We start from the raw sequence: 14,814 nt of genomic DNA on the forward strand, positions 1-14,814 counted from the left end.
ATCAAGATCAAAAGCAGATCAAGAGCGGCTCGCTTCGCATCGTGGTTACCGTCGGCGGCTACAGCCCACGAAGTTGTATAGATACCTATGACTATTGCAGGCAAGCCAGCTCCCACCTTTGCTCTTGTGTTGTGTCAGGGCCTCCATGCTTCTGGATTCACCAGGTTTACCGGCTTTTCGCCAGCCAATGCCGTCAGCAGATTATCCACCGCACACTTAGCCATCGCCTCCCGCGTCTCATGAGTGGCCGAGCCGATATGCGGCGTGGCTACCACATTGTTCAACCGCAACAACGGCGATGCGTGATCCAGCGGCTCCTTCTCAAACACATCCAACCCCGCCGCGCGGATAGTGCGTTGCTGCAACGCTTGCACCAGCGCCGCCTCATCTACCACCTTGCCTCGGGAGATATTGATAAAAATCGTCTCTGGCCCCATCAGCGCGAATTCCTCGGCGCCAATCAGCTTTTCGGTTTCAGCGGTCAACGGCAATGTCAGACAGACAAAATCCGCCTCTTTGAGCAAGTCCTGCAAGCTGCGGTACTGCGCGCCAAAGCGCGCTTCAACCGCCGGCTTGGGCAAATGGCTGTGGTAGATCACCGGCATGCCGAAGCCAAAATGCCCACGCTGTGCCAAGGCTTCGCCGATGCGGCCCATGCCGATGATACCCAGCGTCTTGCCATGTACATCGCTGCCAAAATGCGCCGGGCCGATGTTTTTGTTCCACTGGCCGGCACGCACCATGTCGGCCAGTTCCACCACGCGCCGCGCGGTGGCCAGGATCAGCGCAAAACCGGTGTCGGCGGTGGTCTCGGTAAGCACATCCGGAGTGTTGCTCAGCAGGATGCCGCGCTCGGTCAGGTAGTCGATATCGTAGTTGTCGACGCCCACCGAGACGCTGGCCACCGCTTCCAACTGGGGCGCCAGGTCGAGCAGCCGCGCGTCCAGGCGCAGGCTTGCCCCCAGCAGGCCGTTGGCGGTAGGCAAGGCATCGCGCAACTTGGCCAGGCCGGTTTCATCCAGTGCGTCAATCAGCGTGACCTCGACCTGCTCATGCAGACGAGCCATGAGCGGGGCGGAGAGTTTTTTGTACAACACGACAGACTTTTTCATGAGGTTTTTACCTTCAATTCCAGGGTTGGCGCCGGCGAGCGGTCACTGGCGCCAGGCTTGAGGAAAATCGTCAGCACCACGGAAAGCAGCAGCGCGCCGCTCATCAGCAGGTACGAAGCGCCGGGCGAGCCGGTGCTGCTGTTGAGGTAACCCACCAGGTACGAGCCACCGAACGAGCCCAGGGCGCCCATGCTGTTGATCAGCGCCATGGCGCCACCGGCGACGTTGGCCGGCAGTATCTCCGGGACGATGGCGAAAAACGGGCCGTAGGGTGCGTACATGCACGCCCCGGCGATCACCAACAGGGTGTAGGACCACCAGAAATGTTCGGCGCCCAGCACGTAGGACGCGTAGAAGGCAATCGACGCAATCAACAGCGGCGGCCAGACAAAACGCTTGCGTTTTTGCAGCTTGTCCGAACCCCAGGACACCACGAGCATGCCAATCACCGCCGCCAGGTAAGGCAACGCCGAGAGCCAGCCGGCTTCGACCATGTCCATCTGCAAACCGGCCTTGAGGATCGACGGCAACCACAGCACGAAGCCGTACACGCCAATGCTCCAGCAAAAGAACTGCAGGGCGAGAATGATCACCTTGGGCGAACGGAACGCCTCGGCGTAGTTCTTCACGGCCTTGATTCCCACCTGCTCGGCGGCCAGGGCGGTTTCCAGGCTGTGCTTTTCGGCGTCGCTCAGCCACTTGGCATCCTTGGGACGCTCATCGGCCAGCTTCCACCAGATAAACGCCCACAGCACCGCTGGCAGGCCCTCGATGATGAACATCCAGCGCCAGCTGAAATGCTGCACCAGGTAGCCCGACACCACCGACATCCACAGCATGGTCACCGGGTTGCCGAGGATCAGGAAGGTGTTGGCCCGCGAGCGTTCGGCACGGGTGAACCAGTGGCACAGGTACACCAGCATGGCCGGCATCACGGCGGCCTCGACTACCCCGAGCATGAAGCGGATGACGATCAGCATGTAGGCGTTGGACACCACGCCAGTCAGCGTGGCCAAGCCGCCCCAGAGGATCAGGCTGACGAAGATCAGTTTCTTGACGCTGCGCTTTTGCGCGTAGATCGCCCCCGGCACCTGGAAGAAAAAGTAGCCAAGGAAAAACAGCGCGCCGAGCAGAGAAGACATGCCCGGCGTAATCATCAGGTCTGCGGCCATGCCGGACGCGGCGGCGAAGCCGTAGTTGGCGCGGTCCAGGTAGGCCAGGCTGTAGGTGATAAACACGATAGGCATGATGTACCACCAGCGACGGGTGGCGAGTTTCACGGTTTCCATGGGGTTGCTCCTGAGCTTGTTGTAGTTGTGGCAACAGGTAATGGGTCACGCAACGGATCGGGTGGGTAATTCTGCGCGGGTCGGCAAACCCTCCATATCGCCACGGCTCTGCACGGCGCGGCTGCCGATCCAGTTACCGCGCTGTACGGCCTCGGGGAAGCTTGAGTTTTCCAGCAGGGCGCTGATCATGCCCACGGCAAAGCCATCGCCGGCGCCCACGGTATCCACCACCTTGGCCACCGGTACGGCGGCGACGAAACCCTGGTCCATATGGGTGCGGTAATAAGCGCCCTCGGCGCCCAGCTTGATCGCCACGGCTTCGGCGCCTTGGTCGAGATAGAACGCGGCGATGTCTTCCGGGTCGTCAAAACCGGTCAGCAGGCGACCTTCGCCCAGGCCCGGCAACACCCAGTCGGCCAGAGCGGCCAGGGCGTTTATTTCGCGGATCATCTGCGCCTGGCTGGCCCACAGGGACGGGCGCAGGTTCGGGTCGAATGACACGCTGCGCCCGGCCTTGCGCATTTGCGTCATCAGCTCGAACGACAGTGCGCGAGTGGCATCGGACAGCGCTGGCGGAATGCCGGTGGCGTGCAGATGGCGGGCTTGCAGCAGCGCTGGGTGGATGGCGTCGATGGACAAGTGGCTGGCGGCCGAGCCTTTGCGAAAGTACTCCACTTGAGGGTCTGCGCCGACCTCTTCACGGGACTTGAGTTGAAAGCCGGTAGGGTGCAGCGGGTCGACGGCCACATGGCGGCAATCGAGCCCCTCTTTGCTCAGGGTATCGACCACAAAACGCCCGAGGGAGTCGTTACCCACGCGGCTCAGCCAGGCCACATTGAACCCCAGGCGCGACAGGCCGATGGCGACGTTGCTGTCGGCGCCGGCAATGCGTTTGTGAAACTGCCCGACCTGGGCCAGGTCGCCGGTCTGTTCGGCGACAAACATCGCCATGGTCTCGCCAAACGAAAGGATATCGATCTCAGACATGGGCGTTCTCCACATGGGGTTGGCCAAGGCGGGCCAGGGTCGCGACCTGTTGTGCGGTGACCTCGATCAGGTCATCGCCCTGCAGGGGAAATTCCACCGCCCGGGTAATACCTTGAGTCATGTGTTTGAGCAGTTGTTCCCACAGATGCAGGTCGGTGGCGCCCGGCGGCAGGGCGACGAGCTTGCCGTCGGCGCGACGGGCCACGGCCTTGCAGTGCAGGTAATCCACATGCCGGCCCAGCAACCGCGCAGCGGTGAGCGCGGATTGGTCTTGCCACCGCCAGTTGCCGATATCGAAGGTCATTTTCACCGGCAGGCCCAGGCGTTCGACTTCGGTGAAAAACCGTTGCATCGGTTCAATGCGCCCGCCGTGCAGGGTCTGGTCGTTTTCCACCAGCAGCTTGACCGGGTGGCGGTTGAGCAGGGCGTGCAGGCTTTCCAGGTCGTTGGTGTCGGTGAAGTAACCGAGGGACACCTTCAACCAGCCCGAACCAAAGGCCTGGGCGCGGTCCAGGGTCGCGGCCAGCTCGGCATTGGGCTGGGCACGGCCGGCGACCCACAGCTCCAAGGGCGAGGAAAATACTGATTCCAGGCCTTGTTCTGCAGCGGCCAGGGCCAGTTCCGCCGGTTGCTCGGTGGTGAGCAGCTCTTCACGCCATTCAATGCGCTGGGCACCGGCGGCGCTGAGTAGCGCGACGAAACTCAATTGGCCCTGCTGGCGAACCAGGTCGGCGCCGTAGCTGGAAAGGCTGATGGAGACGGGGTATTTATGCATTGTTGTGTACCTCTGAAACCGGTTTCATTTTTTCTTAAAAAAAACACACAACCCTTGTAGGAGCGAGCTTGCTCGCGAAAAGCTCGAGGGCGCCGCGCGCAACCAGATGCTGCGCGTTATTGTTAACGACTTTCGCGAGCAAGCTCGCTCCTACAAAGGGACAGAGCGGTCGAGCCGCGGATAATCAGCTCCGGTAAAAAATCCAGGGTGCGGGTGGGGGCGGCATCGCCCCGCAGGCGCTTGAGCAAACAGTCAAAAGCGCTGGCGCCAATCGCTTGCGTCGGTTGGGCGAGGGCGGTGATGCCGTTACCCACCAGCGGGTACCAGTCCAGGTCATCCAGGGCGATAAAGCCCACGTCGGCGAACAGGTCGCAGCCCAGCGCCTTGAGCGCACGGGTGCAGGCCAGTGCTGCCACGCCGTTGGCGCAAAACAGTGCTTTGGGGCCGGGTTTGGCGAGAAAAGCTTGCAGACGCTTTTCCAGTTCAGCATCCAGTTCAACCACGGCGCCTGTCAACGCCGGGCGCTGGGCAATCTCGGCGTTGAAACTCTCCAGGCGCTCCAACCGTGAGCTGGTGCCATCGGTGGCCTCGCTCACCAGCAGCACGTCGCGGTAACCCTGCTGTTGCAGATGGTCCATCGCCATACGCACTGCCGCCGAGTTATCCAGCCCCACGAGGTCGCTGTGCAAGGGCTCGACCTTGCGGTCTACCAGCACCAGGGGCATTTCCCGTTGCAGTTCCAGCAGTTGGTCGAGGTGATGGCCCAGGGTGTTCACGATCAAGCCTTCGATGTTGTACGAGCGCAGCGCCGCCAGGTGTTGGCGCTCTTGCTCGTCATCGCGATCGGTGTTGCACACCACCAGGCTGTAGCCGTGCTGGCGGCACGCGGTTTCGACGCCGTGCATCACCGCAATGGAATAGGGGTTGCGGATATCCGCCACCAACATGCCGATCAGGCGCGTGCGCCCACGCTTGAGGCCACGGGCCATTTGGTTGGGGCGATAACCGAGTTCGTCGATGGCCTGTTCGATGCGCAGGGCGATGGCATCGGAGAGCAGGGCGCGGTCATCGCCGATAAAGCGCGACACGCTGGCCTTGGACACGCCCGCGCGCTCGGCGACGTCGAGCATGGTCACGCGGCTGCGCTGGGCGGCAGAGAATGAAGTCACGGTAAAGCCTTTCTTATTGGAGTTAGGAGTGGCTGTGAAACCGGTTTCATGGAACGCCAAGTAGAGGAATGCGTCAAGTTAATCTTCGATTTTCAGACGAGCCTCAGCGCAGGTGAGCCCGACGAATGGCGCCCTCTACCTGTTAGTTCTGACAGTATCCAGAGGTGTGCGATTAGCGTTTACTTTTCCACAGCATGCCTGGGGATAGAGGCCTGGGTAGCGTGCCATTGACCGAGGAAAGAGCATGTCCATTTCAAAACCGACTCAAATACCTGGGGCAAGCAGTGCAGGCGTGCTCGCGCTGGGTCCCATGGACATCCCCGGTGTCGATCCGCTCGACCCCAGAGGTCTGGTGCCGGTTTCGCTGATGCTCGCCCCCCTATTGGTCAGGATACCGATGTGGCTCCCTGCGCCTGAGCCCCTGGACACACCTCACAGGGTGCTGCTTCTCTGGCTAAGTAACGGTCTCGAAAGGCAGGCCGACCTGAAGCTCATCAATGCTCCACCTCCACCCCTGCCTGCGTTTGTAGACATGCATGTGCCGTTGGGCATGCTCAGAGAGCGCTCGGGCACAGTGGAACTGTATTATCGAGTGATCGACTCAGAGGGGCAAGTTAGCGAACTTGACCCTAAGGTCACCTTAACCATTGATATGGAGTCGCCGGAACTGCTCAGGCCAGATGACCAACTCAGTTTCGTGATTCCACCCATCACAGGTGTCGACGAAACCTACCTGGCGAGCAATGACCCGATACGCTTCAACGTTTCGCCTTATCGGGGGCGAGATGCTTATGACCGTATTGAGTTTTTTCTATCCAATAGCCCTAACCCGGCTGCCGCTGCCCCTGACGGCGACTATGTGCTTGTAAGCGCCTCAGACCCCCTGGTCGTTGAGTTATCAGCTGCCGCCTTTCGTCGCCTGAATAATGGACCTGCCTATCTCTTTTATCAGGTGTTCGACGAGGCGGGTAATTTCAGCACACGTAGTGCCGGCTTACCGTTTGTGCTGGATCTGATAGCAGGCCCAGATGTACCTCTGCCTGCACCGACTATCATGCCGCCGGCCTATGACGACGCTCTCATCAAGCGTGACGACGCGCGGGCTGGGGTGGTGATGCTGATTGATCCGTATGCCAATTGGGCCGACGGTGATCACGCCCGGGTCTTTTGGGATGAGCGGCCAGTCACTGATATACCCGTGCTGAATGGCGTCGAAACACAGGTACCGGTTCCATGGTTAATCATGCGCGGGCCATCACCTGTCTTGGTGGCAGAGGAAATCCGCGTACGCTATGAGATTATCCGTGGCCTGGCGAGCTACCCTTCATATGTTCGGCGCATCCGGCAAGATTTCACGGTTGCCGGGCAAGATCATGCCGGAGCACCCGCGCTGTTTAATCCTGATTTACCCTTGGCTGAAGTGCGCGGCCTGGCGTCAGATGAGGTCAATTTGGTCGATCATCGCGACCAGGATGTCGGGGCTCGTGCCCGCGTGTTCCTGCATGACGACCCACAGCCAGGCCAGATACTGCGGTTTTTTTGGAATAGTACCGGGCCCGTGGCGACCAAAACGGTGCAAGTCGGGGAAGTCGCAGGCCAGTTGGTATTTTCCAGTGTTATTCCATGGGCAGTCATGGAGGGCATCATCAACCCGGCGTTGCCAGTGTATTACACCACCGATAATGGGGTTAACCAGCAACAGTCTGGAAATACTCAGGTCGAGGTTAATACAGGGCCGCTGATCAGTTTTCCTACACCGGTCATTCAACACACACTTATTGGGCAGACCGGTACATTCCTTACATGCTGTTCGTCTCCGGAAATATTCAATGGCGTCACTTGGAAAGTGGTGTCTCATGGTGACTTTGATTTAAACGATGAAGTTAGGTTTTTTACTCACGGCTATAACAATAATGGTTGGGAGGAACCCGTGGTGGACGCCAGCAGGTTCAATGAGACCAAGACGTTTGCTACGCCAACGGATTTGGCTCAGGGATTGGAGTTTATTGTAAGGCCGTTCGATCCTGTTGTGTATTCGTTGCGCTTTGTCAGCACGGCCCAAGCAGGGTATGAGGTGTGGCGCGGCCGGCGCAAGATTGGTCAGTCGACTCTACGGCGTTTTAGGGTTGACCTGGCATACCCCGCAGGCGGGTATTGCCAGGCCGGCGATATTATCAATTGTACAAGTGACGGCGTGCCTACGCTGGCTAAGAAAAACTGATTGCATCAGCACAAGGCGTTACGCCCGAAATGAGTGGTGGGTGAAGGGTGCTTCCAGTAGGAGAGTGGCTGTACTAACTGAACAGGGTTAAACGAATATTTCCGCAGTTGTTCGTCGCCCATATTGTCACTAATGGAGAACGATGATGAATAAAAAGACGCGTGATTATTTTGCCAGATTAAATTCTGTTGTTAGCCCGTCGGCAGTCGTTTTATCACAGTTGGAAGCACCAGAAGTTGATTCTGTTCCAGGTTTTCCAGGATTGCTTTCTCGGGAGCAGGCGTTGTCTCAAGATTTGGAACTGCGAATGCCGCGATGGGAAGACTACAGCGTCAGTGGCGCCGCTCCGGATATCGTGAGAGTGTTTATAAAGCCGGTAGATGATGCCGAGTATGGAGAGCCGTTCCTAACGTTCACTTTTAATTTCGATGCAACACTGCCACAAGCCTATGCAACTGCGAATATCGCCCGAGGCAGGCGTCCGCCAGGTCACTGGGATATCAAGTACGAGGTGTATATCAAACGTGCGGAGAACTTGAGCGAATCGACCGAGATGCGTTTGATTGTCGATACTGATGCACCGTACGCATCATCTCCGAATCTCCCGCCAGCGCCTATCCTACCGGCAGGCTTGACACTGCCCATTGAAGAGGCCGATTTTCCAGCGCCTCCCAATGATCGGCTGTTTTTTTCAATTCCAGATTACGTCGCTCAAGGGCGTGCACTGGGTGACAGGCTGAGGATTTTTTACGGAGGTTCCGATGCCCCCTATGCACCAGATCCTCCCTCTACCGATGTGGATTGGCCCGTGACGGACCTGAGGTTTCCATTGCCCAAGAGTGTCGTCGCGGGCGGGCCGGACGCGTTCAATACGATTCGGTATCAGTTACTGGACGCGGCGGGCAATCCCAGCCAGCTTTCCTCCTCTTTGCGAGTGGATGTGGCCTTGCTACCTGCACCGGCTAATCTGAAGCAGCCCCTGATTGGCAGAGCGTTCCCGGGAGACAACCGCTTCGACCGGGCCGACGCCGCCATTGACCAGGGAATGATTGTGAGAATCCCGGCGTACGACAACCCTCAACGGGAAAATGACGGTGATGTGATTGACATCCAGTTTTCGACCAGCATCGCCAGTGAAAGCCTAGAAGGTACGCCATTAGGCAGTACCAGTTTTCCAGTGCCCATTAATGTTCCATTCCATATTTTGCAAACGCTCTATGGCGGGTCGACAGGTGACTTGCAGTTGACGGTCACTTACATCATCAAGCGTCGATCCGTGACGTATGGACCTGCGCCGTCGACGATCATCAATTTGAATCTACACGTGGTCGGGCCGACCCCTACCAATCCTCCGGACCTGACTAACACCGACCTGGATCCGGTCGTAATCAAGGGGGTAGATTCCAGCGGCGCCGAGGGTAATGACAACGAGCTATTACCGGAACACGCCAATCGGCCTGCCAATATGCATATCACGTTGTGGGATGAGGTCCCGACCCCAGATACCGAGGACTTTACCATCCGGGCCTTTTACGAGGGAGAGCTCGCCGCCACTCGGCTGATCACGGGTGGGGTTGCCGGTGCTCCGGTCACCCCGCCGCTGCAGATTCCATGGGCGTTGATTGCCAAACATGGTAACGCACCGCCTCTGAAGCAGGTGCATTACTCCATCGATACGGGGCCCGGTACGAATCGGCAGGAGTCCGAGGTGACCTGGGTGGACGTACAGGCCAATGTCCAGGCCCTTGTCATGCCCGAGGTCCAAAACCTGGATGTGTTTGGCGGGCCTCCAGGCGTGATCAACTGCACTACCTTCAGGCCTTTGAATATGGACGGACATATCACGGTTTATATTCCGCCGTCGGACTTGTTTGAGCCGACCATGGTGGTCCGGGTGGACTGGCAAGGCTACAGTGATGATGCTGGCACGACCCCGGTGCTTGCGTCCGTAGGGTTCAAAGACTCCCCTCCGTTGACCGCCGCCATGATCGCGCTGGGGTTTGAGGTGACCTTGGACGCGTCTTTCTCCACCCTCATGAAGACGATTCAGCCACACATAGGCGTACGGCTCATGGGGTCGGCAAGGATCAACTACACCATTCAACTGACAACAGGGCCTTTAACATCGAGCGACGCTTTGCATCGGGCACGCTCGGTCAAATCCGGCGCCTCTCCCACCTACTGCGACAACACGCCGGTACCCGCGGCGCCCTGAATGGTTGCGGCAACGACCAGGGAGCAGCAGTTGCTCCCTGGATCCACATATATTCTCACCCTATTTGTCGACATTGAAACTGTCGACTTAAGACTAATCCTACATAAACAGGGAACGCCTCTGGGTAGTTTGGGCACCGCTTGATTGGCATGGTTCCGCGCTTTTGGTACCGGCCAATTTCTTCAATCGGAAATGCCAAACCCAGAGGGTGGTCCTGATGTCGTCAATATTCAATTTTAAACTCAACCCGTTAAGCTTCGCTTTGAAGGCAAACGCGGTCTCTTTAGTGGTGCTGATGTCGGGTATGGCCGAAGCGCGAGTGGTTACCGGGCCGAATGAAACCGTCCGGCCGGGCCCTCCGCCTGACAGCTTCGAATTGAAGCCGGGCTCAGGCCTCACCGTAGAAGGAGCCACTACCAAACAAATCCGTGCACAGTCTGCGAACTTGACCGTTAACCCAGGCAGCAAAACCCAAGACATCACGGCATTCAATTCGAACGTGAATATTGATGGCGCCGAGATCACTGCGCGGGCGACACAACCGGCAGCAGTGTTCATGAGTGGCGGGACGCTGTCGCTCAAGAACAGCACACTTACCCACGCTAATGGCACCGGCCTGGTCGTTTCTCGTCCGATTGGCAGCGACGAGGGCGCGATTGCCTCGGTGTTCAACAGCAGCATCACAGGCACCACGCGTGGCGTTAGTGTGGGTGGTAACAGCACGTTGGCACTCTACCAAACCGACGTTGCAGGCACTGGCGAAAATGGCGTGGGTCTGTATCTGTTCGGCCAAGCCATCGCGATCGACAGCACAATTACCGGTGAACTCAATGGCGTGCGGATGGATATGGACCGCAGCCCTGAGGTGCCAGCTGCATTGATCCTTGATGGCTCGTACGTGGAAGGAAAAGCGGGCGCAGCCATTCTGGTCGAAAGCTCAAAGGCTGGTACACCAGCTAATGCAGCGATAGACGTGCGCAACGGTTCGACCCTCAGGGGCGGCAACGGCAATATTCTCGAAGTCACCGGCGGCTCCTTCGCCAACATGAATGTCGACGGCAGTACCTTGTTCGGTGACGTGGTGGTCGAGGAGGGCAGCACCGCCAAGTTGCAGCTCAACAACGGCTCGTGGTTGACCGGCCAGTTGAAAAACGTGGCCGAGTTAAGCGTGAACAACGCCTCCCACTGGGCGCTGGTGGGCGACAGCGAAGTCGGCGACCTGAAGATGGCGGGCGGCAGCGTGCATTTTGGCGGGCCCAATGAGTTCTACCGGTTGGATGTCGACAGCCTGTCGGGCGAAGGTACGTTCGTGATGCACACGGACTTTGGCAGCGGCCAGACCGACTTGCTCGCCGTTAATGGCATCGCCGAAGGTAACCACAGCCTGTTGCTGGCGGCCACGGGGTCGGAGTTGGCAACGGCCGAGCCGATTCGCGTGGTGAGCACCGAGGGCGGTGATGCACAGTTCGCCCTGGTCGGCGGAACGGTTGACGCAGGTGCCTACAGTTACGGGCTCAAGCAGGAGGACACCGACTGGTACCTGGACCCTAACCGTCGCGGCACCAGCAACAGCACCAAGGCGGTGATGGCGTTGTTCAACACCTCACCCACGGTGTTGTACGGCGAGATGACCTTGTTGCGTACCCGCATGGGTGAGCTGCGTTTCAGCCAAGGCAACAACGAAGGTTTCTGGATGCGTGGCTACGGCAACAAGTACGAGGTCAGCGGTAATCAGGATGGTGGTGGTTACACGCAGAACCAGCGCGGCTTTACCTTGGGTATCGACACGCCGCTGTACGGCGGCGACGGGCAGTGGGTGGCCGGTGTGATGGCCGGTCACAGTACCTCCGATATCGACCTCAACCGTTCCGGTGGCGGTACAGTCGACAGCTACTACGTGGGCGGTTATGCCACGTGGCTCGATGACGAGAGCGGCCTGTATTTCGACGGTGTGGTCAAGCTCAACCGCTTGCACAACGAAGTCAACGTGAGCATGAGCGACGGCAAGAAAGCCAAGGGCAACTACACCCAGAACGCCGTGGGGGCTTCGGTAGAAGTCGGACGGCATATCAAACTCGATGACGGCTTCTTCGTAGAACCCTACGGGCAGCTCAATGCTGCGATCACCCAGGCCCAGAGTTATGACCTGGACAATGGCCTGCACGCCAAAGGTGACCGTTCGGCCTCGGTCGTCGGCAAGGCAGGCGTCACGGTGGGCAAGAGTATCCAGCTGGACAGCGGTGGTGTGTTGCAACCGTACTTGCGTACTGCGTTGGCCCATGAGTTCAACCACAATAATAAGGTCACGGTAAACGGCGAGCGCTTCAACAACGATGTATTCGGTTCGCGCATCGAAATGGCCGGTGGTGTGGCGATGTCGGTGTCTCAGAACGTCAAGTTGCATGCGGACCTCGAGCATACACGTGGTAAAACCGTCGACCAGCCATGGGGTGTCAACTTCGGCGTGCGTTACGACTTTTAATTCATTCATCCATCCGAACAGGGGAAGCTCAGGCTTCCCCTTTTTTTTCGCCTTCAGATCAGCACACTTAGCCAGGCTGAGCCCAACAGCAGCAAGGCCATGATTCGGTTGAACGCTTGCAGGGTTTTGGGGGAGCGCAAGAGGCGGCTAGACCCGGCACCCAATAAGGCCCAGGCGCCTAGGCAGGGCAAGGCGATCAGGAAAAATATCAGGGACAGGTACACCACCTGGCGCTGCCCACCCTGGCCAGCAAACACGCTGACCACCGCCAGCGCCATCATCCAGGTCTTGGGGTTGATCAATTGCAGGGCCGCGGCGCCCAACAGGCCCAAGGGTTTTTGCCTGTCATCCGCACTGAGGGCCTGCACTGGCGCACTGAAGATCTGCCAGGCCAGGTAACTCAGCCAGGTCACACCGGCCCACTGCATCGTCATTTGCACCTTAGGCATTTGCACCAGCGATTGGCCCACACCGGAACCCACCAGCAGCACGATCCCCGATGCGCCCACACCAGCCCCCAGAATAATGGGCAATGCAGCCTTGAAGCCGTAACGGGCGCTGTTACTCAGCACTAGGATATTGGTCGGGCCGGGGGTGATGGAGGCGACAAAGGCGAACAGCATGAAAGGCACGAACGTGGACAGCATGATGGGTGGCTCCGGTGAACTCATCGAGAGCGTCCATCTTCACAAGCCTGCGGGTTACCGGTCTGGAAGATTTGTGCAGCGCTTGCGGTACGCGGCCGGCGTCAGGCCATAAGCGCGCATGAACCAGCGGCCCAAATGACTTTGGTCAGCGAACCCCAGGGCTATCGCCACGTCTGCCGGTTGATCGCCCTTGGCCAATAAATATCGGGCACGGGCCAGGCGCAGTTGCACCAGATACGCATGGGGCGGCAGGCCGAAGGCGCTCTTGAACGCGCGGCTCAGGCGAAAGCGGTCGACGCCGCAGGCCAGTGCGAGTTCATGCATGCCGACGTCGTGATGCAGATGGGCGTGCAGGTATTCCCGCGCCTTGTGCGCCACCTGCGGCAAACGTGGGTCATCGCGGTAGCGCATGCGCCAGTAGAGCTGGCCGGTGAGGCGTTCCAGTAATTGATCCAGCGCGCTTTGCCGCACGATCCGCAATTCACCGTGATGCAAGCTCTGAAACGCGTGGCTTGTGGCCAGGGCCAGGCGCGGATCGCTGGCCAAGGTGCTGGCGAAACTCAGTTGATGATAGGCGGGTGCCTCCTCGAAGACACTGCAGATTTCCCGTTCCAGCCACTGCGGGTCGAGGTAGAGCATGCGGTAAGTGAAGCCGTCGACTGTCGGGGCATGCCCGTCGTGGAGTTCCCCGGGCTCCAACAGGAACACCTGCCCCGGCACACTGTCATGGCGCATGCGCCGGCAGTTGAATTGCTGCACGCCTTGTTCGGTGACGCCCACCAGGTAGCTGTCGTGCCAATGGGGGTCATACGCATGGCCTTCGAAATGCGCGCGCAGGGTCTCGATGCCGGTGTCGGCGTCCTGGGACAAGTCGATCCAATTGTGCGCAGGCATACAACACCAAGGCTAAAAGTGAAGGGCTATTAGCGGCGACGCTGGGGTAAGCGTCTAGAAGGTTTGTGCAGTCTAGCCAAACAATCCGGCGGCGATGTTGATCGAAAAGCCGAGAATGGCCGTGTTGAATAAAAAACCGATCAACGACTGCCCCAGTACCACCTTGCGCAGGCCACGGGTGGCGACGCCCACATCCGAAGTTTGTACCGCTACGCCGATGGTGAAGGAGAAGTACAGAAAGTCCCAGTAGTTGGGGGTGAGCAAGCCTTCGGCAAAACGCAAGGCGGGTTCCTTGCCTGGCCAGGTGTAATAGAGCCTGGCGTAGTGCACGCTGAAAATCACCCCGATCAGCAACCAGGAGCCGATCACCGTCAGCCCGGTAAAGCCGTAGTGCAGGAGACGCTCGGAAGTGGCCAGGTCCTTGCTGCCCACCAGTTCGAAGGTGATGGTGGCCAGGCTGGCGATGGCGGCGATGCACACCATGAACAGCACTAGGCCGGCGTTTTCATCTTCGACTTCGGCAATGCGCTTGACGTCCTCGGCCTTGGCGCGAATGGTCAGCCACAGCATCAGAACAAGGTAGGTCCAGACCCCGGTGTTCCAGCCGATGAGGATTTTGCTGGCGAGGGTGTCGGCCGGCACCAGGAGGCCGACGACGAGGCCCAGTACGGCGGCAGATGAGAGACGAGGGTGGGTGCGGGCGAGGAAGGGCATGGTGGCTCTCAAAGAACTATGTGTGAGCACCATAGCTTATTCGGGTGTACCTGATCATGAATGCACTCAATATCCCTGTGGGAGCTGGCTTGCCTGCGATGGCGGCCAGCCAGCCGCCGCCTATCTACCTGGCACCCCACAATCCAACTGTGGGAGCGAAGGCGGCCTGACAGTCAACACAGTTGGATTGTGTACATATCCATTGCTGCGGTAACGGCTACTTAGGGTTCCGCCTGACGGCGGGTCACTTTGGAAAAGCCCCAAAGTAACCAAAGGGCTCTTGCCCCACCACTCGGCACCTCGCTTGGG

General features: G+C 59.0%; 11 protein-coding genes. 3 read left to right on the forward strand and 8 right to left on the reverse strand.

The features are described 5' to 3' along the window. Nucleotides 1–134 precede the first annotated feature (134 nt). The 5 genes from DK871_RS27210 to DK871_RS27230 all read right to left on the reverse strand — a co-directional run bounded on the left by DK871_RS27210 (nucleotide 135) and on the right by DK871_RS27230 (nucleotide 5,332). Complete coding sequence (locus DK871_RS27210) at nucleotides 135–1,112, reverse strand: NAD(P)-dependent oxidoreductase (protein WP_161907334.1); 978 nt, start codon at nucleotides 1,110–1,112, stop codon at nucleotides 135–137. Beyond that, nucleotides 1,109–2,401: an MFS transporter gene (locus DK871_RS27215; RefSeq protein WP_161907335.1), complete on the reverse strand. Its 1,293-nt coding sequence runs from the start codon at nucleotides 2,399–2,401 to the stop codon at nucleotides 1,109–1,111. The genes DK871_RS27210 and DK871_RS27215 overlap by 4 nt, the downstream gene beginning before the upstream one ends. 45 nt (nucleotides 2,402–2,446) lie before the next feature. Continuing rightward, complete coding sequence (locus tag DK871_RS27220; protein ID WP_161907336.1) at nucleotides 2,447–3,388, reverse strand: sugar kinase; 942 nt, start codon at nucleotides 3,386–3,388, stop codon at nucleotides 2,447–2,449. Continuing rightward, complete coding sequence (locus DK871_RS27225; protein ID WP_161907337.1) at nucleotides 3,381–4,163, reverse strand: sugar phosphate isomerase/epimerase; 783 nt, start codon at nucleotides 4,161–4,163, stop codon at nucleotides 3,381–3,383. The genes DK871_RS27220 and DK871_RS27225 overlap by 8 nt, the downstream gene beginning before the upstream one ends. Nucleotides 4,164–4,285: 122 nt before the next feature. After that, nucleotides 4,286–5,332: a LacI family DNA-binding transcriptional regulator gene (locus tag DK871_RS27230; RefSeq protein ID WP_161907338.1), complete on the reverse strand. Its 1,047-nt coding sequence runs from the start codon at nucleotides 5,330–5,332 to the stop codon at nucleotides 4,286–4,288. 244 nt (nucleotides 5,333–5,576) lie between these two features. Between DK871_RS27230 and DK871_RS27235 the strand changes: the two genes are divergently transcribed. The 3 genes from DK871_RS27235 to DK871_RS27245 all read left to right on the forward strand — a co-directional run bounded on the left by DK871_RS27235 (nucleotide 5,577) and on the right by DK871_RS27245 (nucleotide 12,250). After that, nucleotides 5,577–7,553 carry a hypothetical protein gene (locus DK871_RS27235; protein WP_161907339.1) on the forward strand — a complete coding sequence of 659 codons (1,977 nt, stop codon included), beginning with the start codon at nucleotides 5,577–5,579 and terminating at the stop codon, nucleotides 7,551–7,553. Nucleotides 7,554–7,698: 145 nt separating this feature from the next. After that, nucleotides 7,699–9,768, forward strand: coding sequence for a hypothetical protein (locus DK871_RS27240; RefSeq protein ID WP_256677534.1), 2,070 nt, complete (start codon nucleotides 7,699–7,701; stop codon nucleotides 9,766–9,768). A gap of 217 nt (nucleotides 9,769–9,985) precedes the next feature. Then, nucleotides 9,986–12,250, forward strand: a complete 2,265-nt coding sequence (locus DK871_RS27245; protein ID WP_161907341.1) for an autotransporter outer membrane beta-barrel domain-containing protein — start codon at nucleotides 9,986–9,988, stop codon at nucleotides 12,248–12,250. Between the two features lie 53 nt (nucleotides 12,251–12,303). On the opposite strand, the gene DK871_RS27250 is transcribed toward DK871_RS27245, so the two are convergent. From DK871_RS27250 to DK871_RS27260, 3 genes are all read right to left on the reverse strand, one after another. Further along, the gene (locus DK871_RS27250; RefSeq protein WP_161907342.1) at nucleotides 12,304–12,897 is read right to left on the reverse strand and encodes a LysE family translocator; all 594 of its coding nucleotides are present in this window, start codon (nucleotides 12,895–12,897) and stop codon (nucleotides 12,304–12,306) included. Nucleotides 12,898–12,951: 54 nt separating this feature from the next. Further along, the gene (locus DK871_RS27255) at nucleotides 12,952–13,791 is read right to left on the reverse strand and encodes an AraC family transcriptional regulator (RefSeq protein WP_161907343.1); all 840 of its coding nucleotides are present in this window, start codon (nucleotides 13,789–13,791) and stop codon (nucleotides 12,952–12,954) included. Between the two features lie 72 nt (nucleotides 13,792–13,863). Further along, nucleotides 13,864–14,505 (reverse strand): DUF1345 domain-containing protein, encoded by a 642-nt coding sequence (locus DK871_RS27260; protein ID WP_161907344.1) that lies wholly within the window; start codon nucleotides 14,503–14,505, stop codon nucleotides 13,864–13,866. Nucleotides 14,506–14,814 lie beyond the last annotated feature (309 nt).

The sequence above is a fragment of the Pseudomonas sp. L13 genome, assembly GCF_009935965.1.
Lineage (GTDB): Bacteria > Pseudomonadota > Gammaproteobacteria > Pseudomonadales > Pseudomonadaceae > Aquipseudomonas > Aquipseudomonas lactis.

Coding starts and splice junctions, on each gene's coding strand:
- DK871_RS27210 (WP_161907334.1), bottom strand. CDS start 1,112: ATGAAAAAGTCTGTCGTGTTGTACAAAAAACTCTCCGCCCCGCTCATG.
- DK871_RS27215 (WP_161907335.1), bottom strand. CDS start 2,401: ATGGAAACCGTGAAACTCGCCACCCGTCGCTGGTGGTACATCATGCCT.
- DK871_RS27220 (WP_161907336.1), bottom strand. CDS start 3,388: ATGTCTGAGATCGATATCCTTTCGTTTGGCGAGACCATGGCGATGTTT.
- DK871_RS27225 (WP_161907337.1), bottom strand. CDS start 4,163: ATGCATAAATACCCCGTCTCCATCAGCCTTTCCAGCTACGGCGCCGAC.
- DK871_RS27235 (WP_161907339.1), top strand. CDS start 5,577: ATGTCCATTTCAAAACCGACTCAAATACCTGGGGCAAGCAGTGCAGGC.
- DK871_RS27240 (WP_256677534.1), top strand. CDS start 7,699: ATGAATAAAAAGACGCGTGATTATTTTGCCAGATTAAATTCTGTTGTT.
- DK871_RS27245 (WP_161907341.1), top strand. CDS start 9,986: ATGTCGTCAATATTCAATTTTAAACTCAACCCGTTAAGCTTCGCTTTG.
- DK871_RS27250 (WP_161907342.1), bottom strand. CDS start 12,897: ATGCTGTCCACGTTCGTGCCTTTCATGCTGTTCGCCTTTGTCGCCTCC.
- DK871_RS27255 (WP_161907343.1), bottom strand. CDS start 13,791: ATGCCTGCGCACAATTGGATCGACTTGTCCCAGGACGCCGACACCGGC.
- DK871_RS27260 (WP_161907344.1), bottom strand. CDS start 14,505: ATGCCCTTCCTCGCCCGCACCCACCCTCGTCTCTCATCTGCCGCCGTA.